The organism is Rhodoferax sp. GW822-FHT02A01, assembly GCF_038784515.1.
Classification (GTDB): Bacteria; Pseudomonadota; Gammaproteobacteria; order Burkholderiales; family Burkholderiaceae_C; genus Allorhodoferax.
Genome location: NZ_CP152376.1, coordinates 3,844,768 through 3,870,249, shown reverse-complemented (window position 1 = coordinate 3,870,249; position 25,482 = coordinate 3,844,768). Strand labels below are relative to the sequence as shown.

Sequence of the window (25,482 nt, the reverse complement as noted above, 5' to 3'; positions counted from 1 at the left end):
CGTCAGTACCAATCCTGCAAGGCCATGGCGTGCTGCTGCACGCGGGCATCCGCCTTGGGCAACCAGCGGTCATGGTCGCTGGCGGCGCGCGACAGAAAGTCCAGCAGCATCTGATGCTGGCGCAGCACCCGCTGCTGCCGGTGCTCGATCAGGGGATTGAAGATGCCGTGCCGGAAAAACAGCTGGCGCGGGTTCTTCTTCACCCAAAGCCAGGAGCCCATCTCCAGCGTCAGCGGCAAGAAGATGCGATCTGCATCGCGGCAGGCCAGCTGATAGAGGTGGTCCCACAAGTCACCATGCGCCAAATACTGCGCGCTCTGCGGCTCCACCGTGTACCGGTGGTAGCTGTTGGACTGGCTGAAGATGCTTTTGAGCGCATGCATCTCGGCCAGATGGGCAATCGGTGCGCGGGTATGCGCAAAAGGAAACCACAAACGGTCCGACACGCCAAAGCCGGAGTGGCAATCCAGTGCCAAGCTGAAGGGGCGGTTCAGCAGCTCGCTCTGTACCACCTCACACAAAGCCTGGCTCTCGGCCTCCATGGCTCCGTTGGCCGCGCCACGGTACCAGGGCAGGCGCGCACTGACGCGCTGCCCGCCGACCATGAATGGCACCGGGTCCAGCGCAGTCACCGGTGCGTTGCGCATCAGGTCCACACCGCGTGGATTGGCCCGCGTCCCCAGGTGCATGCCGCCGGGATTGACAATGGGCATGAAGACCAGCCGCACAGTTTCCAGTTGCCGGTGCAGCGTGCTGTCCCACTGCAGGCGCATCACCAGACTGTGCAGATAGGCAATCACCACCTCGGCACCGATGCGCTCCAGTCCGTGCACGCCACCAAAGTAGCCCACGGCCGGCACCGCCGGATCGGATTTGCCCAGCGTAATGGCATGCACCGGATAGCTGCCACCGGGCACTGCCACGTTGCAGACCACACGGCATTGCAGGTGCGCAGCACCCAGCTCGACGATGCGGTTGAGTGCAGCTAGTTCGGGAAGTTCGGGAGGCAACACCATCACAGCATAGCCGCGTGACATGACAGGAATAGTGACAGCCCTGTGACCACGGCGCTACGCAGGGGATACACCACATTTCACAAAGATGTCACAACCTGGCGTTACCGTCAGCCCGACACTCCCGGGAACTGCCCATGCCATACAAAACTGTCTTGATCCGCGTCGCCATCGTCCTGGTGTGTCTGCTCGGGGGCGTGGTGGAATTCATCGCTCTGCAGAGGGCACACAGGCGCCTGCGCAGCACCTCCAGTTGACAGGACGAACTGTCACATTTCTGTCTTTGTGCCGTCATACCAAGACACTATCGTTACGGCTACCGAACCAAACTTAAAGGTAACGCCGATGTTCTGGAAATTCTTCAGTTTGCAGAAAATGCTGGACGCACTGTTTGATGAAGCCTGGGTCAATCTGGGCTTGCCCGACGCTCTGGATTGCCAGGACGCTATTCCTGCGGATAGCTTGTAAATCAGAGATACCCCATCGGCCCTCATGAAAATTTCCACACGGCTGCTGATTCTGGTCGGCGGCCTCACAGCTGCCATGGTGTTGATGGCCCTGCTCGGCTTGTACGGGATTGACCGGTCAAACAGTTCCCTGGAGACCGTTTATGAATACCGCACCACCCCCGCAGTGCAGCTGGGACAGATCCAGACGCTGACAACGGCCAACCGCATGCATGTGGCCCAGGCTCTGGCCAACCCCACGCCTGAGACCATCTCCGTCAGCCTCCAGTCCGTGCAGGCCAATCGCACAGAGATTGCTTCGCTCTGGTCCGCCTTCTCGCAACTGCCGCACGATGCCGAAGAAGCCCAGATGGCTCAGAACTTCGCCAGGGACCTTGCTGCATTTGAAACCCAGGGCCTGGTACCCGCCCTGAAAGCGCTGCAGGAAAACGACATCACTGAGGCGCAAAGTGCCCTGGTCGACAAGATGACGCCATTGGCCAGGCAGATGAAAAAAGGCATGGACGCCCTACTGCAGCGACAGGTGGATGGAGCAAAAACGCAGTACCAGGAGGCCAGTACCCGCTTTGCCTGGATACGGACCGCCTCGCTGCTGTCCATCGTTGTGGGGACCGCCTTGGCGCTGGGACTGGGCCTGGCCATGCAAAAGGCCATCGTGGGGCAACTGGGTGGCGAGCCGGCAGAGGCCAATGCCATTGCAGAACGGGTGGGTGCTGGCGATCTGGCAGTGCCGCTCAGCCAGTCCTCCAAGGACAGCAACAGCCTGCTGGCCCGGCTGCATGCCATGCAGCGCCGTCTGGCGGCCGTGGTTCAGCAAGTGCGCCATGCTGCCCAAGGCGTGGCCAATGCCAGTGCGGAAATTGCCCAGGGCAATCAGAACCTGTCGCGGCGCACCGAGCAGCAATCCAGCGCATTGCAGCAAACGGCCTCTTCCATGGAGGAACTGGGTGCCGCCATACATGGCAATGCACAGCGCGCCACCCAGGCATACCAGCTTGCGCAAGGCGCCACAGGCGTGGCGCAACGCTGCGGTGACGCGGTCACGCAGGTCGTGCACACCATGAAGGACATCGACGCCAGCTCACGCCGTATTGCGGACATCATCTCCGTGATCGACGGAATCGCGTTTCAGACCAATATCCTGGCGCTCAACGCGGCCGTGGAAGCGGCGCGTGCCGGTGATCAGGGCCGCGGCTTTGCGGTGGTGGCCTCGGAGGTCCGCGCCCTGGCCGGGCGTTCGGCGCAGGCAGCCAAGGAAATCAAGGACCTGATCGGTCACAGCGTGGGTCGCGTGCAGACCGGCAACGCACAGGTCTGTGCTGCCGGTTCGGCCATGAAGGAAGTCCTCGACGTCATAGGCCAACTGCAACGCATCATGGGTGAAATAAGCGCTGCCAGCATGGAGCAGAGCACCGGCATTGGTGAGGTCAACTCGGCCATCAGCCTGGTGGACCAGGGCACCCAGCAGAATGCTGCACTGGTTGAGGAGATGGCGGCCGCCGCGTCGGGCTTGAGCCAGCAGTCGGAAGAGCTGTTGCAGTCGGTCCTGCAGTTCAAGCTGCCGGACCCGACAGAGCCGGCAGTTGCAACCGCGTCGCTCGTGAATGGGGCTAGAGCACTTCGGGCGATTGCACGGTAACCACCACGGTCTGGCCCACGCCATCGCGCTCGCGGTAACGCAGCCACCACAAGGCGCCTTTCTTCAGGGCACATTCGCTGTCATGCAGCCCCAGCAACTGGGCAATCACCTTACCCAAGGTCGGCTGGTGGCCCACCACCAGCACACAACCCTTGCCATGCGGCCACTGCACCAGTTCCAGCAGCTGCTCCGGTGTGGCCAGGGGCGCCAGCGCCGCGCTGATCTTGAATTTGCGGCCCAGTGCGCTGGCTGTCTGTTCGGCCCGCACCGCCGGACTCACCAGCACCTTGGCGCCATCGGGCATCTGCCGGTCCAGCCAATCGGCCACACGGCGGGCCTGCTTGTCGCCACGTGGCGTGAGGTAGCGCATCATGTCGTCACCGACCAGATCCAGGTCAACCGCCTCGGCATGACGCCACAAAATCAAATCCATGCTTCGCTCCCTGTTTCACTTGCCCTGGATGTTGCGTCCGTAACGTGTCATGAGTGTGGCCTGAGCGCCTTTGGCCTTGCCGCGTGAGGCAGGTTTGCAACGCTCGTAAGTGCCATCCGGGCCCAGCTCCCAGGCGTCCACCTGGTCTTGCATGTAAAGGCGCAGACATTCATCCAGAATGCGCAGGCGCTGCACCGGGTCCGTCACCGGCCAGGCAATTTCCACGCGGCGCACCATGTTGCGGTTCATCCAGTCGGCGCTGGAAAGATACATATCCTCCCGCTCACCTTCGCAGAAGTAGAACACGCGGGAATGCTCCAGAAAGCGCCCTATCACCGAGCGCACGCGGATGTTGTCGGTATGGCCCGCAACCCGGGCCGGCAGCATGCAGGCGCCGCGCACGATCAGGTCGATCTGCACGCCCTGCTTGCCGGCGCGCATCAGGCTGTAGATCAGCGCCTCATCGGTGAGCGCATTCATCTTGGCAATGATGCGGCAGGCCACGCCGGTGGCGGCTGCCTTGCCCAGCGCATCGATCTTGGCAATCAGGTTGCGCTGCAGCTGAAACGGTGCCATCCACAGCTTCTTGAGCGGCGCCAAACGGCTTTGGCTGGCCAGGTGCACGAACACGTGCTCCATATCCAGCGTCAACGCAGAGTCGGCCGTGAGCTGGCTGATGTCGGTGTACAGCCGGGCCGTGCGCGGGTTGTAGTTGCCGGTGGACAAGTGTCCGTAGCGCTTGAGGGTGCGGCCTTCACGGCGGGTGATGAGCATCATCTTGGCGTGGGTCTTGAGGCCCACCACGCCGTACAGCACCTGGGCACCTATGGACTCCAGCATCTCGGCCCAGTTGATATTGGCCTCTTCGTCAAAGCGGGCCTTGAGCTCCACCACCACCGTGACTTCCTTGCCACGGCGCACGCCTTCGCGCAGCAGGTCCATCAGTTCGGATTCCGGGCCGGTGCGGTAAATGGTCTGCTTGATGGCCAGCACGTTCTCGTCGTGCACCGCCTCGCGCAAGAAGGCCAGCACGCCGTCAAAACTCTCGAAAGGCTGGTGGATCAGGATGTCACCCGCCTTGAGCTGCTCAAAGATGGACTGGCCCGGCTTGATCTGGCGCGGGTAGGAGCCGCGATACGGCGCAAAGCACAGGTCCGGCCGGTTCACCAGATCGATGGCCTGGGTCAGGCGCACCAGGTTCACCGGGCCCGGCACGCGGTACAGGGACTTCTGCGGCAGCTCGAACTGGTCCAGCAACATGTCAGCCAGATAGTCCGAACAACCTGCAGAAACTTCCAGCCGCACCGCCTGACCGTAGTGGCGATGAACCAGCCCCTGGCGCAGGGCGGTCCGCAGATTCTTCACGTCGTCTTCGTCCACCGCCAGGTCCGAGTGGCGGGTGACACGGAACTGCGAAAACTGCTCCACGCTGCGACCGGGAAACAGGTCCGTCAGGTGGGCGCGGATGACGCTGGACAGCGACACCAGCAAATCCTTGTTGCCGGAGTCCTTGGCGGGCATGCGGATCATGCGCGGCAGCACGCGCGGCACTTTCACAATGGCAATTTCGTTGGAGCGGCCAAACGCGTCCTTGCCACCCAGCCGCACGATGAAGTTCAGCGACTTGTTGGCCACCTGCGGGAACGGATGTGATGGGTCCAGGCCCACTGGGATGAGCAGCGGCTTGACCTCGCGGTTGAAGTACTGCCGCACCCAGGCACGCTGTGCTGCGTTGCGTTCGCCGTGGGAAATGATCTTGATGTTCTGCTTTTCAATCGCTGGCAAGAGCTTTTCGTTGTACAGCGTGTACTGGCGCTCCACCAGCGCATGCAGGGCGGCCGCCAGACGATCAAAGGTGCCCACGGTATACAGGCCCTTGCTGTCACTGGCCTGATTGGCAATCAGGTGGGGCTCGGCCCGCACCTCAAAAAACTCATCCAGGTTGGAGGACACGATGCACAGGTAGCGCAGGCGCTCCAGCAGGGGCACGTCTTCCCGCTCGGCCCAGTTGAGCACCCGCTCGTTGAAGGCCAGGATGCTGTGGTCACGGTCCAGCAGAGCGGCAAAGGGTGCGGGCGTAGGGTTTTTTGGCGAAACGGCAGAGCGCGACATGAAGCACTATCCTGACTGTGACAAAACAATGAACTATTGTTGACGCCTTAAATGTCATTTTTATGACAACCCCATGTCGGTGCAGCAGACCACCAACGGGCAGGCGTGATGAAGACTACCCCAACGCCAGTTCGGCGGCTTTGACTTCGCTCTGCGAAGCCAGCAGCAAAGCATCCCAGAAGACGATTTCCAGCGTGCCATCCATGTGCTCCACCAGGGCACTGCGACTTTCCACCCAGTCGCCGTCGTTGCAGTACAGGGTGCCGTTGATGTCGCGCATTTCGGCGCGGTGGATGTGCCCGCACACCACCCCGGCGTGACCGCGGTGCCGGGCTTCATGGGCAACCGCCACCTCGAAGTCGGTAACGTAGTTGAGCGCGGTCTTGACCTTGCCCTTGAGGTATTGGGACAGGGACCAGTATGGCAACCCCATGCGCGCGCGCAGGCTATTGAGGCTGCGGTTCAGGCGCAAGGTGAGCTCGTAGGCGTTGTCGCCCAGATAGGCCAGCCACTTGGCACACTGGATGACTCCGTCAAAGTAGTCGCCGTGCGTGACCCACAGGGACACACCCTTGGCCGTGGTGTGTACCGTGTCGCGCTGCACCGTGATGTCGCCAAACTTGTGGCCCACAAAGCCCCGGGCAAACTCATCGTGGTTACCCGGTATGAACACCACATGGCAACCCTTGCGTGCCCGGCGCAGCAGCTTTTGCACCACGTCGTTGTGGGCCTGCGGCCAGAACCAGCGGCGGCGCAGCTGCCAGCCATCCACGATGTCACCCACCAGATAGAGGTACTCGCTGGAGTGGTGCTTCAGGAAATCCAGCAAGGCGTCGGCTTGGCAACCCGCCGTGCCCAGGTGGATATCGGAGATGAACACCGCGCGGTAGCGGCGTTTGGGCGGATCGTCTTCATGGTCGGAGTCCTGCTCGGCGGCAACTCCCTGCCAGCCACTTGCCATAGATTCAACCATGGCTCGCATTCAGGCCCCCAGAAAGTGCTTGCGATAGCGCGAAGGCAGGTCGGCGATGCGCATCAGCATGGGCAGGTCGGCGGTATTGAAGTCCGGGTCCCAGGCCGGCGCGCCCAGCACCTTGGCGCCCAAACGCAGATAACCCTTGATCAGCGCCGGCGGCTCCACGTCCAGGGAGGCGTCGAGCCGCTCCACCGGCAGTGCCAGGCGTGGCCGCACGTGGTATTCAATGGGTGCTAGGTGCGTGGCCTGCAACTGGCGCCAGATGCTGGCTGCCACATCGCCACTGACCACACCGTTGTGCAGCATGGGGATGCTGGCGCAGCCGATCATGGTGTCGAGCTGGTTGCGCAACATGAATTCGGCCAATGCGCCCCACAAGGCCATGATCACGCCACCGTGACGATGGTCGGGGTGCACGCAACTGCGGCCCAGCTCCACCATGCGGTCCCGCAACAGGCGCAGGCGCGTCAAATCGAATTCGGTATCGCTGTAGGTGCTGCCCACGCGCTTGGCCTGCACCGGCGTCAATACGCGGTAAGTGCCAATCACCTGACCAGTGGCCTGGTCGCGCACCAGCAGGTGCTCACAATAGTTGTCAAACAGATCCACGTCGTGTCCGGGCAGCGGCGTGCTCAGACGCGCGCCCATCTCTCCGGCAAAGACATCAAAGCGCAATTTCTGCGCTGCCCGGACTTCGTCCAGGTGTTTGGCCCAGGACACGGCAATGCCCTGTGACGGGTTGGCTGCATGCTGCGGAGCGGCAACTGCGGCCTGCGCGACAACGCTGTCGCGCACGATAATGGTTGGGTCGTTCAAGGTGTTCATGACTGAAATTGTCCAAACGCGCCATGACCCATTCATGGCAGAGATATGAAGAATTCATGACATTGCGCAAGCTGCGCCGAGGAGACTGGGGCTTGAATTCGTCGTAGACTTAACCACCGGAACATGCCACCTGGCGCCTCACGTACGGGAAAAATGCCTTACTCACTTATCTGGGAGCCCCAAGGGGTCTACAAACACTTCACCGGCCTCGTCACGGGTGCCGAGTTGCTGCAGTCGGTCCAGGAAATCGCCAGCGACGCGCGTTTTTTCAATTTGCGCTACGAGGTATCCGACTACCTGCCAGCAGAGCGCACCGACTTTTCCCAGGACTTCCTCAACGAGGTGCGCGCCGTGCGCATTGGCTCGTTCATGAACAACCCGCGCATCAAGGTGGCCATCATCACGCGCGACCCGGAAATCCAGCAGCGCATGGCCTCCACCATTGCCGCGCGCCTCACCATGCACCAGACGCGGGTGTTTGCGCAATTGACGGACGCCAACGACTGGTTGGGCCGCGCGTCACCGGACTGACATACTTCTGGCACATCATCGTGCCCCCCTTCATCGCCACAGCGAGGCACGTGCGCACGCATCACACCCCATGGAGCTAGAACTCAAATTTGCACTGCCTGCGCTGGACCGGCTGCTACTACAAAAGCAGTTGGCCCGCTGCGCCCTGATCGGGCGGCGCCACCCACACCAGGAACGGCTGCACAACGTGTACTACGACACGCCCGACCATGTACTCAAAGCCAGCGGCATGGCCTTGCGGGTACGCCAGCTCGGGGACACGGCTCAGCCACGCTGGGTACAGACACTCAAGATTGGCGGCGCCGCGGCTTCGGCACTGAGCCAACGCGGCGAATGGGAGCTGCCGCTCGCTGCCGACCAGCTGGACGCAGACCTGCTGAGCGGAACGCCTTGGACCACATTCGACCCGCAGGGGAAGGTGTTTGCGGCACTGACGCCGGTGTTCAGCACCACCTTTGACCGCATGAGCTGGGTGGTGCAACAGGGCAAGACGCGTGCAGAAATTGCGCTGGACCTGGGCGAGGTGCTGATGGATGGCCACACCACGCCCCTGTGCGAGCTGGAGATAGAGCTGCTCGAAGGCACGCCCGACGCGCTGTTTGAGATAGCCTCCAGCATCGCCCGGCATCTGTCGCTGATGCCGCTGCACATGAGCAAGGCCGAGCGTGCCTACCGCCTGGCGCAGGGAACGCTGGACGCCCCCTTGCGGGCCAAACCGCCGGCGCTGGATGACAGCATGGACTTCGCCCATATTGCACAGTCGGTACTGCGCGAATGCTTTTTGCAATTCACGGCCAACCTCAATGCCCTGCGCAACAGTGACGCACCCGAACTGTTGCACCAGGCACGCATCGGCTGGCGTCGCTTCAAGAGCGCGCTCAAGCTGCTGCGCCAAACCGGCGAAGGCAGTCAGCTCCCGGCGAGGGAGCGCCTGCAGCCATTGCTCGCGGCCATGACAGCGCTGCGGGACCTGGATGTGGCCGCTACCGAGGTGTTCCCGCTCTACGCCAGCGCATACCAGGCGGAAGAAGCAGAGCGCACCCGCAACTGGCAGGCGCTGGAAGCCTCCCTGGCACGCGAGCGCAACAACCAACGTGAAGAACTGCGCCGCACCCTGTCCGACCCAGCCGTGGGCCAGGTGCTGGTGCAGATCACGCGTTGGCTGGAAATCCAGCCGATGCTGGTTCCGCGCGAACTGCAGTCCGACAAGAAAGCCACGGTGGGCAAATGGCTCAAGAAACGAGTGGCACAACTGGCCGATCAGCTGGACGAGATGCCGTCACACAGCACGGACCCGGCGCAACTGCATGCGCTGCGCATACTCAGCAAACGGCTGCGCTACAGCGTCGAATGCCTGCGGCCTCTGCTGCCAGCCAGGCGTGCCGAACGCTGGTACCAGCACGCAACGCAACAGCAAACCCAGATCGGCGTCGCGCGTGACCATCAGCAGGCTTTGCGCATTGCGCAGAAGCTGGGCGCACCCGAGGGCATCGTGGAATTTCTGCGTGGCGCGTCCTTTGGAAGCCTGCGCGTTTGATCTAACGCAAAAGTCATTGCAGTGTCATCTGCGTTTTCACAGATCTGTCATTCGCGATTTCTACATTGCCCCGTGTGTGCTGCGGCACGCACCCTTTATGTGGAAACCAAGGAGCAGATTCACATGCGCAATTTTTGGAAACAGATTCAACAGCTGCAGTGGGACGACCACCGCTACTACCACCAGTGCCGTATCAACCAGACGCTGCATCTCATCAGTGCGATCAGCTTTCTGGTGGCCTACTGTCTGCTGTTTGTAGACCCGGCAGCTGCCGGCCTGGTGGGTTGGCTGGTGGGCATGGTCACGCGCCAGTCCGGTCACATCTTCTTCGAGCCGCGCGGCTTTGACACCATCCACAACACCACCTATGACTTCAAGGAGTCCATCAAGGTGGGCTTCAACATGCGGCGCAAGGCGATTCTGATTTCGGTGTGGCTGTCGCTGCCGTTGCTGTTGGCACTGTCACCCAGTCTGTTCGGTCTGATCAAGCCAGCCAGCGGTTTTGCAGGCTATGCCCATGACGTGGGCCTGATGTGGCTGGCTCTGGGCGCAGGCGGGTTGCTGTTCCGCACGGTGCATCTGTTCTTCTTGCGCGGCCCGTCCTGGGGTCTGGCCTGGGCCTGCAAGATTTTGCTGGACCCGGTTCACAATGTGCTGGAGTACTGGGCCTCTCCTCTGGCACTGATGCGTGGTCAGCGTCTGGATCCGTTGACACAACACCATTGAAGTTTGTGAGTAATCCCCGAAGCACCTCGGGGGACTCAGGACGGCGTGGCACTCTGCGCCGTCCGTGTCCCCCGGCCTTCGGCCTCCTCCTTTACCTACCGGCGCAGAGTGCCACGCCGTCCTGAGTCTGCAAAAACGGTTGGCATGCGAATGTATTCAGACACCGCGTGCCAACGGTGTTGGCGGCCGATGACACTGGGGCGGATGGTGCAGTGTGGACTTGGGGTTTTGCCAAGTAAAGGAGGAGAACCGGGTGAAGCCCGGTTCGGGGAACACGAACGGAACCATCTGCCCCGGTGGCATCGGCTACCCCAATCGTCCGACAGAGTCTGCAGCCAGACACTCAGCCCATCGCACGCAAAGCCAACCCAATGGCATGCACAGCCTGCTGCATTTCGTGCGAACCAATCGCACCTATGCACCCCACGCGGAATGTCTCTATCTGTGTGAGCTTACCCGGATACAGCAGAAAACCGCGCTCGCGCACAGCGGCATAAAAGTCCTTGAACACATAGCCTGGCACTTTCGGCGCATGGAAGGTGACGATGATGGGCGCCTGCACAGCGGGCTCCAGAAACGGCTGAAATCCCAGCGCCTGCATGCCCTGCACCAAGGTCTGACAGTTGCTGGTGTAGCGTGCCAGCCGCGCGGGCTGGCCGCCCTCCTCTTCGAACTGCGCAATTGCCTCGGCCAGTGCCGCCACCACATGGGTAGGTGGTGTAAAGCGCCACTGACCGGTCTTTTCCATGTAGACGTATTGGTCGTACAGGTCCATCGCCAGGGACTGGCTCTGTCCTTCACAAGCGGCCAGGACCTGCTTGCGGATGAATACAAAACCCATGCCGGGCACGCCTTCCAGGCATTTGCCGCTGGCGGCGATCAACGCGTCGAAGCGTGTCTTGCGCGCGTCAATCTCCAGGGCGGCGAACGAGCTCATGGCGTCCACGATCAAGCCGACACCGCGGCGTTCGCACACGTCTGCCACCGCCTGCAACGGGTTGAGCACACCGACGCCCGTCTCGCAATGGATCAGCACCACGTGGGTGATGGAGTCGTCCTTTTGCAAATAGGCGTCCAACGCGTCGGGGTCGACCGACTCCGCCTCATCAAACGCAAGGCTGGTGGCCTCGCGACCCATGAGGGTGGTGAGCTTGGCGGCGCGTTTGCAATAGGCGCCGTTGTCCAGCACCAGCACATGGCCGTCGCGCGGCACCAGTGTGGCGATGGCCGCCTCCACACTGAAGGTACCGCTGCCTTGCAGCGGCACGACCACGTGGGAATCCGCACCGTGGATGATGTCCAGCAAACTGGAGCGCACGCGCGCGGTGACGGCATTGAAGTCGGCGTCCCAGGAGCCCCAGTCCTTGAGCATGGCCAGCTTGGTCCGTAGTGTCGTGGTCAACGGCCCGGGGGTCAGCAATATCTTGTCTCTGTCCATGCGGTGCTTTCGATGGTTTGGCAAACGGTGGGGAGCAAAAAGCATAGCCATCGTCTGTTTCACGCAAGTGACATGGTTTCGAAACACGGGGTGCCTACCATGTCAGCGATGCAAGCATCCGCCCCCGCCTTTCTGCGCGTCAACGCACGCGATTACCAACGCCCCTCCTATCCCACCGTGGTGGTGTGCGTGGATGGTTGTGAACCCGACTACCTGGCACAAGCCGTTGCGGCGGGACGCATGCCGTGGCTGCAACACACCCTGACCCAAGGCATGGCATGGCGCGCCGAGAGCGCCCTGCCCAGCTTCACCAACCCCAACAACCTGTCCATCATGACGGGCGTGCCGCCCAGCGTGCACGGCATCTGCGGCAACTACTTTCTGGACAGTGCCAGCGGCGAAGCCGTCATGATGAACGACCCCAAGTGGCTGCGCTGCCCCACCCTGCCGGCTCAGGCGTCGCAGGCCGGGCTCTCGGTCGCCGTGGTCACGGCCAAAGACAAGCTGCGAAACCTGCTGGGCCACGAGCTGCAGGGCATCTGCTTTTCGGCGGAGCGTGCCGACGCGGCGACAGTGGCCACCCACGGCATAGACCATGTGTTGGAATTGGTTGGAAGGCCACTGCCATCGGTCTACAGCGCCGACTTGTCGGAATTCGTCTTCGCGGCAGGCGTGCGCCTGATGCAGACCCGCAAGCCGGATCTGATGTATCTCTCCACCACCGACTACGTGCAGCACAAGCATGCCCCGGGCACGCCTGCGGCCAACGACTTCTACGCCATGCTGGACGGCTACATGCAGCAGCTCGAAGACCTGGGCTGCGTCATTGCCATCACGGCGGACCATGGCATGCATGCCAAGACGCGCATGGATGGATCGCCCCAGGTCATCTACCTCAGTGATTGGTTGCAGGGCTTTCTGGGCCGCGATGATGCACGTGTCATTCTGCCGATCACGGACCCTTACGTGGTCCACCACGGCGCGCTGGGCGCGTTTGCAAGCATCTACCTGCCGGGCGATTGTTCGGCGCAGGCTGTCTGCGCAGCGCTGGGCCAAGTGCAGGGGATAGATAAGGCACTAACCCGCTTGGACGCCGCACATGCCTTGGAAATCCCGGCGGACCGCATCGGCGACGTGGTCGTGATGGCGGACCGCTTCACCGCGTTGGGCAGCACGGCGGCCCAGCACGACCTGTCAGGACTGGACGCCCCCTTGCGCTCCCACGGCGGCCGGGGCGAGCAGACGGTGCCGCTGATCGTCAACCGGCTGGCCCGTTTGCCCGACCCCAGCCGCAGGCTGCGCAACTTCGACGCCTTTGATATTGCGCTGAATTACGCGCAATAGCGCCTGCGCGGTTTTTTTTGTCATACTGGGGTTCGTGTGCCGCACGCGCGGTGCCGTTGGGCGGTACTACGGACAGGACATGAAAAAACCAAACATCTCGGTCGCCTTCATTGTCATCATGGCACTGGTGGCAGTCATCACCATCTTCCTGGGTGCCTTCGGCTTCATCAATTACCGGATGCAAAAGCTCAGCCAGTACGAGCAGCTGCAGCAAGAGCTCACGTACAGCGCAGAGCAGCTCTCCTCGGCGGTGGCGCTGCCACTCTGGAATTTCGACGAAGAGCAGATCGAGTCCCTGCTCACCAGCGCCATGAAGTTCGAATCCGTCTACGGCATCACGCTCACGCTGGGCGAAGCGCCCGCCAAACCGCGCTACATCAAGATCCGTGGCAATGATTGGGAAGTGATGAATGGCAAGGCGCCCTTTGACACACAGGGGTTGCTGGAGGTGGCGCGCACCGTGCACACGACGGAAAAGGCCGTGGGAAGCATACGCATGTTCGCAACCACCCGCTTCATCGAGGAGCGTCTGCACATCGTGCTGGTGCAGACGCTGCTCTACATCGCGGTCATCGACTTCCTGCTGGTGATATCGCTGTACTACGTCCTGTGGCGCACCATATTGAAGCCGCTCAAGCGCATTGAAGCCTATGCTGTTCTGGCCGGTATCCGCGACGAGCTTCCGCGCATGGATGCAGGCCGCTTCCATGGTGAGCTGGAGAGCTTGCGCAGTGCCATCGTGCGTATGACCGCGCTGCTGGCGTCCCGCCTGACCGACATGCGGGAACAGTCCGAAGTGATTTCGGCCAAGGAACAGAGCGCGCGCCTGAACGAGCTGCGGGTGTCCCAGATCCTGACCGCCAGCCCGCTTCCCATCACCGTCGGCAACTTCCACACCGGTGTCTACGTGCGCGTCAACCCGGCCTGGGAGCGCGTGTTCCAGTATGAGGAAGCGCAAATTCTCGGCAAGACGTCGGTTGACCTGGGCTTCTGGAAGGACGCGCGGGAGCGCCAGGGTTGGCTGGACCGCTTCAATGTCGATGGACGCGTCAGCGGCTACGAAGTGACCTTCCGCATGCGCGACGGCTCCTCCAAGATATTCATGCTGTCTTCCGAACGCTTTCTGTACGGCGACGAAGAGTGCGTGCTGACCATGTCGATTGACGTGACTGAGCGCAAGGCCATGGAGTCCGAGCTGATGCAGCTCAACGCCTACCTGGAGCAACGCGTGGTGGAGCGCACACGCGATCTGAATCGCTCCAACGAAGAGCTGCTGGTCACCATGCAGACGCTGCAGCGCACCCAGCATGAGCTGATCCAGGCGGACAAGCTGGCTTCGCTGGGCAGCCTGGTCGCGGGTGTGGCGCATGAGCTCAACACGCCCATTGGCAACGCCCTGGTGGCCGCCAGCAGCGTGTCCGAAGATGTGGCCGTCATCCGGCGGGCGGTGGCCGCTGGCGAGATGAAGCGCTCCACCTTTGACAACTTCCTGAGCCGCGTGTCGGAAGGCGCCGGGCTGACCTTGCGCTCGCTGCAACGCGCGGTTGCCCTGATCACCAGCTTCAAGCAGGTGGCGGTGGACCAGGCTTCCGAGCGCCGCCGCGCATTCGATCTGGCGCAGGTGCTGGGCGAAGTGATTGACACGCTCAAGCCCAACCTGCGGCACGTCAGCGTGCGGCTGGAGTTGGACCTGCAAGTGGGCATTGCCATGCAAAGCTACCCGGGGCCGCTGGGCCAGGTCATCATCAACCTGTTCACCAATGCCATGGCCCACGCCTTTGAGGGACGGACGTCCGGGCTGATTACGGTCTGTGCACACCAGCTGGATGCGGCAACCGTGCAGGTGCTGGTGAGTGACGATGGCGTTGGCATCCCGCCGGAAAACCTGGGGCAGATATTCGACCCCTTCTTCACCACCAAGCTGGGGCGCGGCGGCTCCGGTCTGGGCTTGTCGGTTTCGCACCGCATAGTGACCAAGGTCCTGGGCGGGCAGATTGCCATACGCTCCAAGCCCGGCGAAGGTGCCACGTTCGAACTGACGCTGCCCACCATGGCGCCCGACGTGATCGCCTGAACCCGGAGGCGAACCGCCCGCAAAGGGTCTTGGCATGAGGCTGTCAGACTTATGCCTTAGTATGGGTCGCACATGCACACCGTGAAAGTTGAATTGCCGATGTCTTCTACGCGCTCCTTCACCTGGCCCACTGTTGAGACCGGTGCATCCCCCGAAGTCCTGCGAGGCTCCTCCCAGTTCCGCTTCTGCTCTGGCCGATGCCAGGAAGAACGTCCACCCGAAGGTGGCGTCGAACTGGCACCCGGAAAATGGCGCTGCGGCGCCTGCTGGATCGAGATGGCCCGCAAGCGCCAATAGCGCCGACGCGCGTGTCCCCGTGACGCGCCGGTGACGTGTCACCGAACCTTCATACAGCCCGGCTAAATTCGTTACATGAATGCGGCATGCCTGCGCGCATGCTGTCCATTGACCTTAGCGGGTCTTATCTTCATGTCACTTCTGTTTGCATCTCCCGGTATTCGCGCAAGGCTCCGTTCATGCGTTCACTTGCTAGGCACCAGCTGCCTGCTTCTGGGACTTGCCGCCTGTTCTCCCAAACACCTGATCGTGCAAGGCATCGCCGACGAACTGGCCACGCAGGGTCAGGCACCGGAAGACGATCTGGTACTGGCACGCGAGGCCAGTGCCTTCTACCTCAAGCTGTCGGAAGGCCTGCTGCGCGAAGTGCCAGACAACGCCAAGCTGGCCGAGTCGTTGGCAACCGGCTTCACCCAATACGCCTACGCCTTCGTAGCCTTTGATGCAGAGCGTTTGGAAGCCCGCGACGCCAAGGCGGCACAGGCCCTGCGCGAGCGCGCCGCCCGACTGTATGGGCGCGCCCACCGCCACGCCATGGCGGCGCTGGAACGCATGAACCCCGGTTTTCGCAAGGCGCTGCAGAGCAACCAGCCCGCTGACTGGCCGCAACTCCGGGCGGACCAGATCGGTCTGGCGTACTGGGCAGCGGCGTCCTGGGGTGGATTGATTTCGCTCTCCAAGGACCAGCCCGATACCGTGGCCGACTTGCCACTGGCCATGCGCCTGGCCCGCCTGGCCTATGACAAGGAACCCGGTTATGGCAATGGATCGCTGGCTGGCCTGATGGGCAGCTTCGAGGTCGCACGCCCCGGCGGCTCAAGTGCACAGGCCTTGCAGTACTTCGACAGCGCCATTGCCCTGAGCGCGCAGCGCAGCGCGGGCCCGCTGGTGGCCAAGGCCGAGAGCATTGCGCTACCCGCGGGCAACCGCCCCGAATTTGAAGCACTGCTGCAGCAGGCCCTGGCGGTAAGCGCTGCCCACCCGGACCTGCAAAACACGGTCATGCGCGAACGCGCGCTGTGGCTGCTGGGCACTGCCGATGACCTGTTCTAACGCATCTCCAACTCCGCCTCCTCCATGAAAAAACTGTCAGCCATCTTGCTGCTCGCCCTGAGCTTTCTGAATGCACCCATAGCGCGTGCTGCCGACATGCAATTGCGCATAGGCACGCTGGCACCCAAGAACTCGCTCTACCACCGCCAGCTGATGAAAATGGGTGAGGCCTGGCGCAATGCGCAGGGCGGCGCATCCAAGTACATCGTGTACCCGGATGGAAGCCAGGGTGGCGAAGCCGAGATGGCGCGGCGCATGCGCATAGGCCAGTTGCAGTCGGCACTGCTGTCGGTGGTGGGCTTGCGTGAAATCGAGCCGTCCATTGCCGCGCTGCAAAACCTGCCGCTGCTCTTTCGCAGTTGGGAAGAGCTGGACTACGTGCGCGAAAAAATGCGCCCGGCCATGGAGAAAAAATTCCTGGACAAGGGCTTTGTGGTGCTGGCCTGGGGCGATGCCGGCTGGGTGCGCTTTTTCTCCAAGGAAGCTGCGGTGCGTCCGGATGACTACAAGCGCATGAAGTTCTTCGCCTGGGGCTCCGAGCAGGAACAGCAGTCCATCATGAAGAGCCTGGGCTACACGCCGGTGCCATTGGAGACCGCCGACATCCTGCCCTCCATTCAGACCGGCATGATCAACGTGGTGCCCTCCACACCTTACTTTGCGCTGGCCAGCCAGATCTACAACACCGCACCCCACATGCTGGAGATCAACTGGGCACCCATCGTGGGTGCGATGGTGGTCACCACCAAAGCCTGGGACGCCATGACGCCTGCCGCACAGGAGGCCTTGCGCTCTGCGGGCGAGAAGGCTGGCGCACAGATGCGTGCACAGGCCCGGCGCGAGGTGGACGAGGCCGTGGATGCCATGAAAAAGCGCGGCCTGATCGTGCACAAGCCCAATGCGCAAGAGATGCAGGAGTGGAACGAACTGGCCGACAAGCTCTACCCACGCATACGCGGCACCATGGTGCCCGCCGATACCTTTGACGAAGTGTTCCGCCACGTCAAAGCCTACCGGGCCACGCAGGGTAAATGAGCCCGGCACGTTCCCTGCCCGCCCTGTTGCGCATCGACGAGGGGCTGGCATCCTTCGCACTGGTGCTGATGGCACTGATTCCGCTGGTGGAAATCCTGGTGCGACCGCTGGCGGGCAGCGGTATTGAAAACGCGCCGGTGCTGGTACAGCACCTGGGCCTGATGATGGCCATGTTTGGTTCGGTGGCAGCCTTGCGCAACGGGCACCTGAGCACCTTTGGCAGTGGCGTTATGCCAGCCCACTATCCGCGCCTGCTGGCATTCAGCAAGGCGTTTGGCAAGTTGTTTGCCGCAGGGGTCTGCGGCATTCTGTGCATGGCCAGTTGGCGTCTGGTGGACAGCGAGCGGCAGGTGGCACAGCTGCTGGCCTATGGCATTCCCGTGTGGTGGTTTCAGGCCACCATGCCGCTGGGGTTTCTGCTGCTGGGTCTGCAATTGGGAGCGCAGAGTGCGTCAGGCCTGTGGCTGCGTCTGCTAGGTGCCGCGCTGCCCATGGCGGCCGGTATGGCGCTAGGCTGGCAATTGGATGGCACGGCGGTGCCGCTCTGGCCCTGCGTCATTGTGCTGGTGTGCGCCCTGCTGTGTGGAGCGCCCATCTTCACCGTGCTGGGCGCGTTGGCACTGGCGCTGTTCTGGCAGGACGCCCTGCCCCTGGCCTCCATACCGCTGTCGCACTACCAGATCACCGTCAACCCTTCGCTGCCGGCGTTGCCGCTGTTCACGCTGGCGGGCTTGGTGTTTGCACGCACTGGCGCGGCGCAGCGTCTGGGTACTGTCTTCGTGGCGCTCTTCGGTGGTGGTGCTACCGGCACCGTGGTGGCCAGCGCGGTGCTGTGCTCTGCCTTTACGGCATTCACCGGAGGTAGCGGCGTCACCATCCTGGCGCTGGGTGGCTTGCTGCTGCCCTTGCTGCGCAACGCCGGATTCCCGGAGCGACGCGGCATCAGCTTGGTCACCAGTGCCAGTGCGCTGGGCGTGCTGCTGGCGCCTTCGGTGCCATTGATCATGTACGCCATCATTGCGCGTGTGCCCATCAACACCATGTTTCTGGCGGGCCTGCTGCCCGCCTGCATCATGGTGGTGTTCTTGCTGGCGTTTGGCGGTTACCTGCGGCGCCAGCGCCCCTCTGCTGCCGAACCGGCCACAACGGTAGCAACAGCCGCACTGCCCTCTGTGACTGCAGCCCTGTGGGCCGCCAAGTGGGAAATCCTGGCACCGGTAGTCGCCATTGGTGCCCTGGTCAGCGGCCTGGCCACGCCTACCGAAAGCGCGGCCATCGCAGCCGCCTATGCCATCCTCACGCAGGTGCTTGCGCACAGCGAGCTGGGCTGGCGCAAACTGGGCGCTGCGCTCGGCGACTGCACCCAGATCATTGGCGGCGTCATGCTGATCCTGGGCATGGCGCTGGGCCTGACCAACTACCTGATCGACGCGGGCATTCCCGATGCGGCCATTGAGTGGGTGCAAGGCGTGATACCCAACAAGTGGGTCTTCCTGCTGGTGCTCAATGTGTTCCTGTTCATCGCGGGCGCGCTGATGGAGATCTTTGCGGCCATCGTGGTGCTGGTGCCCTTGCTGCTGCCAGTGGCACTGAGCTACGGCATAGACCCGGTGCACTTTGGCATCATCTTTCTGGCCAATATGGAACTGGGCTTTCTGTGCCCGCCTGCCGGCATGAACATCTACTTTGCCTCGGCCATGTTCGACAAGCCGGTGCGCTACGTGGCCGCTGCGGTGTTGCCCGCGTTGCTGGCGATCTTTCTGGGTACGCTGGCCATTGCCTGGGTCCCGGCAACCGCAACCTACCTACCCAGCTTGCTGTTACACAACGTGCGCTGAGTTTGCCCGCAGACCCTGGATCAGCGTCTGCACCGCGTCCACAGTGAATTCCCCGGCCTCTGTTCTGGCCAACACTTCGCCTGGGCGCAGACATATGAATTCGGCTACCTCACCATCCTGGTTGTGTGGCGCAAAGCCATTCCGCAAAGTGAGGTTGAACACATGCAGGATCTCGTCATGCCAGCCCTCGCGCTCCAGGCGCGATGTGCGCACCTGTCCGGCGGCCTGCAGCGCGTGCCCCTGCAAGCTGAACAGACCGGCCTCTTCCGCCAGCTCACGCTGCAGGCAGTCCTGTACCCTCTCGCCACTGGGCAGGCCGCCTGCTGTGACGTTGTCCAGCATGCCCGGGTCCGTCGCCTTGGTCAGCGCGCGCCGGGCGCACCATAACCTGCCATCGGGCAAGAAGCCATTCACATGCACCGCATGGCTGAGCATGCCCAGGAAACGGAAACCCGAACGCTCCACATCCAGCAAAGCCGGCACGTTCAAGTCCGGCGTCATGCAGTCGGCATGCCAGAAGCTGAATCGCTCATTACGCCAGCCCGGCAGCAAGCCCTGGGCACGCGCCTGCAGCAAGGCGTTCTGTAACTGCGCGCTGCGCTGTTCACGTGTTGCGCACTCAACCTCCCACACCAGGCCACCCGGTGTGAACCTGCATGGCGCAAGCTGCTGCGCCAGCCAGTGGGCCCGCTCGGGCGAAAGCAGGCCCAACGGACGGTCGGCACAGTACCAGCGCTGGAAGTCGCTGGGTGCGGGTGCAACGGCCTGCGAAGACAGCGCAAACAGGCGGTGTTGCCCTGGGTCACTCAGAGCGTTCAGAAAGGCGATGGGGCCAAGGCTTTGCATGCGCGGCATCTTAGCGGAGGGCTAGGATTTCCCCAATGGTAGAAAGACGGCATATGCCGCATCATTGAGAGGTGCGCGACACCGATCTCATCTCAATAGTCGCCCCCTTGGAGAGAATGGAATACAGGAATGAAGGTACTCATAGTAGAAGATCAATTGCGACTGGGGCGGCTTCTGCAACAAGGCATTCAGGAGTGTTTCTACACCGCAACACTGGTTGGAAGTTGCCGCGCGGCGCGCGATGCGCTCTGCGAAACCGGGTATGACGCCGTCGTACTCGATTTGGGGTTGCCCGATGGTGACGGCCTGGATTTGCTGCAGGAGTGGCGCAGAAACGGTTTCACCGAGCCGGTGCTGATTCTGAGTGCGCGCGATACGGTCGTCGACCGTATCAAGGGGCTTGACATTGGCGCCGACGACTACTTGCCCAAGCCTTTCAGCCTCGAAGAGCTGCTGGCCAGAATCCGTTCACTGTTGAGGAGGCATTCAGCCGTCAAGGAGACCGTGCTTGAATACAAGGGAATCCGGCTGGATCTACTGGGCCATACCGTGCAGATTGATGGCAAGCCGCTGGACCTGACCAGCAGGGAATATGCGCTGCTGGAGATCTTCATGCAAAACGTCGGCCGCATATTGCCGCGCACACTCATTTCCGAAAAGATATGGGATGCACACTACGATGTGGACACCAATTTGCTGGATGTGTACATGAGCCGTTTGCGTACCAAGCTGGATGCGTTCTCCGGCCAACCATTCTTCAAGACGGTGCGCGGTGTCGGCTATCAACTTATCTGACCAGAGCGCCAACGCTGGAGGCATTCTTGCGCTGGAGCCAACGTCGCCCGCGCCCAAGTGGCGACTCCAGCTGCCAAAGTCCATTGGCACGCGTCTGACCCTCTGGTACACATTGGCAGTCACGGTGACGCTGACATGCGTGTTTGTGACGGGCTATGTCCTGCTGCAAAACCACCTGATCCAGGGCCTGGACGTTCAAAACAGCTCCCAGCTCAAAGTCATCAAGATCCATGTATTCCGTGAATTTGATCCCAATGACCCTCAACTGCTGGAGAAGCGATTGCGCGTGTCATCGGACCGCACTGCCGCACTCTTCTATATTGACATTCGTGATACCGAGAAGGGAACCGTCTTTCAGTCCCGCAATCTGGACGGAAGAAACATTCCGGGTGCGAACGGCGAGCGCCCCTTTAACCTGACCATGGATGGAATCGGTGAACTTCGCGTAGCCGAGTTCTATGTCAAGCCCTTTGCCATCAAGATCGGCACGCCGCTGTCCGATGCGTTCACCCGCAGTCCGAACTGCTTCTCTTCCCCAAACTTGCGGCTGATGTCCGCCGAGGCACCGAGTTGCCCGAATCCGTTGCCGGACATGGAGACAGACGAAATGTCTTTGTCTGCGGGGCGTTTGGTCAGCAAATTGATGATGCCCGCGGGACTGGCCAGTCCAAACATCAGCGCATTCGCGCCTTTGAGTGCTTCGATCTTTTCCTTGTCTTCGGTGGGAATCGTGATGACGTTTGTGATGGCCAGACCACCATTGAGACGGTAGTTCGTATACAGGCCAAGCTGGATGCCGCGGAACTTCACGCTGGCGTTGGCGCTCCCAGCGCCGTTGTTGCTTGCCACACCGGCCACGTTCTTGACAGCGTCGCTATACCCTTCCTGCTGATCCCCTGCTTCGATCTGTTCACGGGACACGACCACCTTGGTCTGTGTCGATGCTTCAATCTCACCAACCGCATGCGAGGCGGAAGTTCCACCCTCCTCCACAGTGGCAGCCGGAGGTGCTACAGAGTCAGCCGCCATTGCAACTCCGATGGGGAACCCTGTGCCAACCACGCCCAAGGTCAGGCAAAGTATTTTTGAAAAGTGAAGTTGTTTCGCATTCATGTTCTAGTGTCTCCGGTAAATATATTGTTTCTAGTATTGAATTCCGTATCGCCCGCGGTGATGGGTCACAAGCCCTGTTGATGACCCACAAGGCAGCGCATATTGCTTGCCGAACCTGTAGGCAACCTGAAGGATTTCTTAACTTTTATTCAGGATTCAGGCGCATCGCGCTTGAGGAATGCCTGCCATGTATCTGGCGCAGCAGTTCGCAGGGTGCATTGCGCAGCCCCGCTTTTCGCCGTTCAGTAATTTTCCCGGCGATAAATCAGTTTACTTTTGTAGACGCCGAACATGGCCTGCGCAAAAGGGTTGGTCGCGGATGCGCCATTCCACGGATATTTGAGCCAGGGCGCGGCTGCAGAGGTTGGGCCCGGCCCGGCTGCACCCGTGGAAACACACTGGTTTCCGGCCGCTGAACCATCCAGATTGAGCGTGACGCACAAGCTGCCGGTGGCAGTGGCTTTGGAAAGCGCCCCGGTCCAGGGCGCCTTGTAGGGGCCGCTTCCAGAGGCACTCAGGGCGACAGAAGAAGTGCAGGAGGAGATGGCGGCACTGCAGGCTGGCGCCGACGTGGTAAAGGCAAAGTTGGAGGCAGCAAGTGTGGTGCAGGTGTCGGGGTAGCTGCTGTCACTGTTCTTCCAGACGGAAGCATCGTAGTACTGCGCCTGCACCGCAAGCGCCAAAGGCAACTGCTCGGATCCATACACATTGAGCATCCGCAGTCGCCCGCTCACAATGGTGGCTGTTGCTTCCGTGGCGGTGGCAGAGGTCCCGTCGCTGCCTGTGGCGGAGGTGACGCCGTCGGTATCTGTGACTCTGAGCTTGACGGGGGAAGGAGCCGTAGCCCGGTTGCTGAAGGTGTAAGTCGCGAGGGACGATGTGTAGACGCCCGCATTGAAAGTGGATAGCGCTGTGGTCGCAAACGCGCCTGCCGCTCCGTTGGGGTCGGTCAGCGCCACGGTGTTGGACAGGCCAGCATTGGCATAGCGTGTCAGCGTGCTGCCCGAAGCATCCTTGGCCGTCACGGTCATGGTGAAGGGCTGGCCCGAATAGGTGAACGTGTTGCAGCCCTGGCTGGTGATCACGGTATCAAAATGGTCGGGCACGAAACGCCCTACCGAAACTGCACTGGATACGATGGTCCGCTCCGCCGTGGTGGAGTCTGCGGCATCGACCGCCGAAAAGCTCGCGTCCTGAAGCACCAGAGCAAAGGAGCCAATGTCGTTGTAGCTGGCATTGTTGGAAGACAGCACCCCCGATGCAAACGTGCCACCCAGCGTCAGGCTGCCTTGCGACGCGGTGCAGGCAGCGCCCGAACATTGCGATAGCACTACGCTTGGCGTGCCAGCATAGTTGGTGGTGGTGGAGCCCGATGCGTTGGTGGCCGCTGCGCTAAGGCGGAATGGCCTGCCAGCCTTGTGAATCGGGGTTGCCGCCGTGGGCGGTGTTGTCCACGACGTTGTCCCTAACGTGTTGACCGCGCCCGCCGTGGACGATGTTCCGTCGGTTGCAGTGACCGCGGTGAAGGCCGATGGCCGGATCGCAAAATTGTCGCTGGAGCAGCTCTGCGAGGTGGCGGCGCCGCTCGCAGGGTAGCTGATGCGGATGCGTGCGTTGGCATAGGCGTTGGCAACCGCAGGCAGGGTGACTTGTGTTTCTCCGCTGGCGTTGAGCGTGAGCGAGGACGACACCGTAGCGATGAGCGGGTAGCTTGCGCAGGCACCTGCAGACGCATCGACGACCTCCACCTTCACCGGGCCGGTGAAAGACGTTTGCAACGCCGTCTTGCCTCCATCAAACGCTCCCACAGTGAGAGCACAGGCTCCGCCATAGACGCAGATGCCCGTATTGCTTGCCACGTGCGTCTTGATCCGGGCAGCGCCCGCAATGGCCTGCGCAGCGGTGTATGAGGTCTCGTAGGCATCAAACGAAGCACCGCAGGACGGCGTGGCAAAGCTCATCTCGATGCCATTGGCGCTGCCACCCGAACTGCTGCCACTGGCGCGGTAGTAGTAGGTGGTTCCGCAACTCAGCCCAGAGACGCTGCAGGAAAACGCCTGCGTGCTGCTGCCGTTAAACGAATTGCTGGCTGGCGTACAAGCCGTCGTGTAGCTGCCGGTAAATCCGCTGTAGCCAAATGTGACTGTGGTCGCCACGTTGTTGGGATTGACTGTGCCATTCAGCACCGCACTGGTTGCGGTAACCGACGTGGCGGCACTGGTGCTGACGATGGGTGCCGTATTCGATACGGTGACGCTGGCACTGGCGGTCGGCGTACCGGACGTGTTGGCAGTGATGGTATTGGTCTTGGTTCCGATACCTGTGGAGTACACCGTCAGGAGGGCGGACCGCGTGGAGTTGGCGTACAGGGGATTGACCGAGGTCGCCGCAGTCCAGGTCACGGTACCCGCGCTATTGGTGCAGGTGTCCGGCGCGGTAACCGCACAGCTCACAAAGGTCAGCCCTGCTGTGGTCAGGTTGTCGGTCACCACCACGTTGGACTGCGTGGTGCCGGTCAGGGGGTTTTGCGCGTACAGCGTGAAGGTGAAGTTGGTATTGGTGTTGACCGTCGCCGTGTTGGCCACTTTGGTCAGCCCGACCTGTGCGGGCTGTGTTGCATCGTTGCTGCCGCAGATGGAGTTGGCACTGTTGGCAGTCTGTGCGCCCGTCCAGGCGCCGGTTCCGTCCGGGGAGCGGAACCAGTCCTTGTTGCCGTTGCCGGCCCAGGTGCGGCTGTATTTGGCTCCGTAGGCTGATTCGATGGTGGGGCAACTGGCGTAATTGGTGCCCGCCCCATAGAACGAGTTGGCATTGCCCAGCCGAAGCACGTCGATGATCTGGTTGGTGCCGGATGACGTGTCATACAGCACGAAATTCAGGTCTGAGTTGGGATTGGCGTTGTTGATGAATGAGCCAATCGAGGCATCGGGAATCTGTATCCAAGGGGAGCTTTGGCCACAGGTGTTTTTGGTCGTATCGGTGAAGACCGTCTTCAGGCTGGTCACCTTGCTGGCGGACGCCGTCAATGCGCCACTACTGGCCTTGTAGACGGCTATGTTCCAGCCTGCAAAATTGTTGGTCGCGGCAACCACCGTGGGGTCCAGCACCCGCAGCTCCAGGTAGGTTGTGCCGCTGGCTGGATTCTGGACTTCGTTGAACACCACGGAGCCCAGATAGGGGGAACAGGCGGCCCAGAGGTTTGCGCTGAGCCAGAGCCCGACGCAAAGGATTGCGCAACGCATCGATCTAGTGGCGCGCATGGCTGGCCGTGAACGCAAAGGGCACCGAACTTTAAATGTGATTTATTTACATTTAGTATACCGACTACCTTCCCGCTCTGCGCAGTGCGCTTCAAGCTCACCACCACCCCAGCCTCCGGTGGCCTCTTGA

General features: G+C 61.7%; 21 protein-coding genes. 12 read left to right on the top strand and 9 right to left on the bottom strand.

The window, feature by feature from the left end; translation table 11 throughout:
- Window positions 1-2 precede the first annotated feature (2 nt).
- Complete coding sequence (locus AAGF34_RS18240) at window positions 3-1,037, bottom strand: M14 family zinc carboxypeptidase (protein WP_342617133.1); 1,035 nt, start codon at window positions 1,035-1,037, stop codon at window positions 3-5.
- Window positions 1,038-1,358: 321 nt separating this feature from the next.
- On the opposite strand from AAGF34_RS18240, the gene AAGF34_RS18235 reads away from it, so the two are divergent.
- Window positions 1,359-1,481 (top strand): hypothetical protein, encoded by a 123-nt coding sequence (locus tag AAGF34_RS18235; protein WP_342617132.1) that lies wholly within the window; start codon window positions 1,359-1,361, stop codon window positions 1,479-1,481.
- A gap of 24 nt (window positions 1,482-1,505) precedes the next feature.
- On the top strand, window positions 1,506-3,119 hold the full coding sequence (locus tag AAGF34_RS18230; RefSeq protein WP_342617131.1) for a methyl-accepting chemotaxis protein: 1,614 nt from the start codon (window positions 1,506-1,508) through the stop codon (window positions 3,117-3,119).
- Here AAGF34_RS18230 and AAGF34_RS18225 read toward each other — a convergent pair.
- The 4 genes from AAGF34_RS18225 to AAGF34_RS18210 all read right to left on the bottom strand — a co-directional run bounded on the left by AAGF34_RS18225 (window position 3,091) and on the right by AAGF34_RS18210 (window position 7,465).
- Window positions 3,091-3,552, bottom strand: coding sequence for a histidine phosphatase family protein (locus tag AAGF34_RS18225; protein WP_342617130.1), 462 nt, complete (start codon window positions 3,550-3,552; stop codon window positions 3,091-3,093). The two genes, AAGF34_RS18230 and AAGF34_RS18225, sit on opposite strands and share 29 nt — an antisense overlap.
- Before the next feature lie 15 nt (window positions 3,553-3,567).
- The gene (gene ppk1 / locus AAGF34_RS18220) at window positions 3,568-5,664 is read right to left on the bottom strand and encodes a polyphosphate kinase 1 (protein WP_342617129.1); all 2,097 of its coding nucleotides are present in this window, start codon (window positions 5,662-5,664) and stop codon (window positions 3,568-3,570) included.
- 115 nt (window positions 5,665-5,779) lie between these two features.
- The gene (locus AAGF34_RS18215; RefSeq protein WP_342617128.1) at window positions 5,780-6,646 is read right to left on the bottom strand and encodes a UDP-2,3-diacylglucosamine diphosphatase; all 867 of its coding nucleotides are present in this window, start codon (window positions 6,644-6,646) and stop codon (window positions 5,780-5,782) included.
- Window positions 6,647-7,465 carry a GNAT family N-acyltransferase gene (locus tag AAGF34_RS18210; RefSeq protein ID WP_342617127.1) on the bottom strand — a complete coding sequence of 273 codons (819 nt, stop codon included), beginning with the start codon at window positions 7,463-7,465 and terminating at the stop codon, window positions 6,647-6,649. It abuts the gene before it with no gap.
- A gap of 153 nt (window positions 7,466-7,618) precedes the next feature.
- Here AAGF34_RS18210 and AAGF34_RS18205 point away from each other — a divergent pair, with 153 nt between their 5' ends.
- The 3 genes from AAGF34_RS18205 to AAGF34_RS18195 all read left to right on the top strand — a co-directional run bounded on the left by AAGF34_RS18205 (window position 7,619) and on the right by AAGF34_RS18195 (window position 10,259).
- Window positions 7,619-7,996, top strand: a complete 378-nt coding sequence (locus tag AAGF34_RS18205; protein WP_342617126.1) for a hypothetical protein — start codon at window positions 7,619-7,621, stop codon at window positions 7,994-7,996.
- Window positions 7,997-8,066: 70 nt separating this feature from the next.
- A complete protein-coding gene (locus AAGF34_RS18200; RefSeq protein ID WP_342617125.1) occupies window positions 8,067-9,533 on the top strand; it encodes a CHAD domain-containing protein in 1,467 nt (488 codons plus the stop codon).
- A 123-nt stretch (window positions 9,534-9,656) separates the two neighbouring features.
- A complete protein-coding gene (locus tag AAGF34_RS18195) occupies window positions 9,657-10,259 on the top strand; it encodes a hypothetical protein (RefSeq protein WP_342617124.1) in 603 nt (200 codons plus the stop codon).
- Between the two features lie 343 nt (window positions 10,260-10,602).
- Here AAGF34_RS18195 and AAGF34_RS18190 read toward each other — a convergent pair whose 3' ends face one another.
- Window positions 10,603-11,697, bottom strand: a complete 1,095-nt coding sequence (locus AAGF34_RS18190; RefSeq protein ID WP_342617123.1) for a 2-aminoethylphosphonate--pyruvate transaminase — start codon at window positions 11,695-11,697, stop codon at window positions 10,603-10,605.
- Between the two features lie 99 nt (window positions 11,698-11,796).
- On the opposite strand from AAGF34_RS18190, the gene phnA reads away from it, so the two are divergent.
- The 6 genes from phnA (at window position 11,797) to AAGF34_RS18160 (ending at window position 19,338) form a co-directional block, all read left to right on the top strand.
- Window positions 11,797-13,041, top strand: coding sequence for a phosphonoacetate hydrolase (phnA, locus tag AAGF34_RS18185; protein ID WP_342617122.1), 1,245 nt, complete (start codon window positions 11,797-11,799; stop codon window positions 13,039-13,041).
- A 79-nt stretch (window positions 13,042-13,120) separates the two neighbouring features.
- Complete coding sequence (locus tag AAGF34_RS18180) at window positions 13,121-15,115, top strand: ATP-binding protein (protein ID WP_342617121.1); 1,995 nt, start codon at window positions 13,121-13,123, stop codon at window positions 15,113-15,115.
- Window positions 15,116-15,196: 81 nt separating this feature from the next.
- Window positions 15,197-15,412, top strand: a complete 216-nt coding sequence (locus AAGF34_RS18175) for a hypothetical protein (RefSeq protein ID WP_342617120.1) — start codon at window positions 15,197-15,199, stop codon at window positions 15,410-15,412.
- Between the two features lie 189 nt (window positions 15,413-15,601).
- On the top strand, window positions 15,602-16,465 hold the full coding sequence (locus AAGF34_RS18170) for a TRAP transporter TatT component family protein (RefSeq protein ID WP_342617119.1): 864 nt from the start codon (window positions 15,602-15,604) through the stop codon (window positions 16,463-16,465).
- 24 nt (window positions 16,466-16,489) lie between these two features.
- Complete coding sequence (gene dctP, locus AAGF34_RS18165) at window positions 16,490-17,500, top strand: TRAP transporter substrate-binding protein DctP (protein WP_342617118.1); 1,011 nt, start codon at window positions 16,490-16,492, stop codon at window positions 17,498-17,500.
- Window positions 17,497-19,338: a TRAP transporter large permease subunit gene (locus AAGF34_RS18160; RefSeq protein WP_342617117.1), complete on the top strand. Its 1,842-nt coding sequence runs from the start codon at window positions 17,497-17,499 to the stop codon at window positions 19,336-19,338. The genes dctP and AAGF34_RS18160 overlap by 4 nt, the downstream gene beginning before the upstream one ends.
- On the opposite strand, the gene AAGF34_RS18155 is transcribed toward AAGF34_RS18160, so the two are convergent.
- Window positions 19,321-20,184 (bottom strand): DUF4743 domain-containing protein, encoded by an 864-nt coding sequence (locus AAGF34_RS18155; RefSeq protein WP_342617116.1) that lies wholly within the window; start codon window positions 20,182-20,184, stop codon window positions 19,321-19,323. The genes AAGF34_RS18160 and AAGF34_RS18155 overlap by 18 nt on opposite strands.
- Window positions 20,185-20,313: 129 nt before the next feature.
- Between AAGF34_RS18155 and AAGF34_RS18150 the strand changes: the two genes are divergently transcribed.
- Window positions 20,314-20,979, top strand: a complete 666-nt coding sequence (locus AAGF34_RS18150; RefSeq protein WP_342617115.1) for a response regulator transcription factor — start codon at window positions 20,314-20,316, stop codon at window positions 20,977-20,979.
- Window positions 20,980-21,435: 456 nt separating this feature from the next.
- Here the strand turns inward: AAGF34_RS18150 and AAGF34_RS18145 are convergent, their stop codons facing one another.
- Together AAGF34_RS18145 and AAGF34_RS18140 are read right to left on the bottom strand one after the other, a co-directional pair.
- The gene (locus AAGF34_RS18145) at window positions 21,436-22,008 is read right to left on the bottom strand and encodes a TonB-dependent receptor plug domain-containing protein (RefSeq protein WP_342617114.1); all 573 of its coding nucleotides are present in this window, start codon (window positions 22,006-22,008) and stop codon (window positions 21,436-21,438) included.
- A 326-nt stretch (window positions 22,009-22,334) separates the two neighbouring features.
- Window positions 22,335-25,334 (bottom strand): DUF6701 domain-containing protein, encoded by a 3,000-nt coding sequence (locus AAGF34_RS18140; RefSeq protein WP_342617113.1) that lies wholly within the window; start codon window positions 25,332-25,334, stop codon window positions 22,335-22,337.
- Window positions 25,335-25,482: the final 148 nt, after the last annotated feature.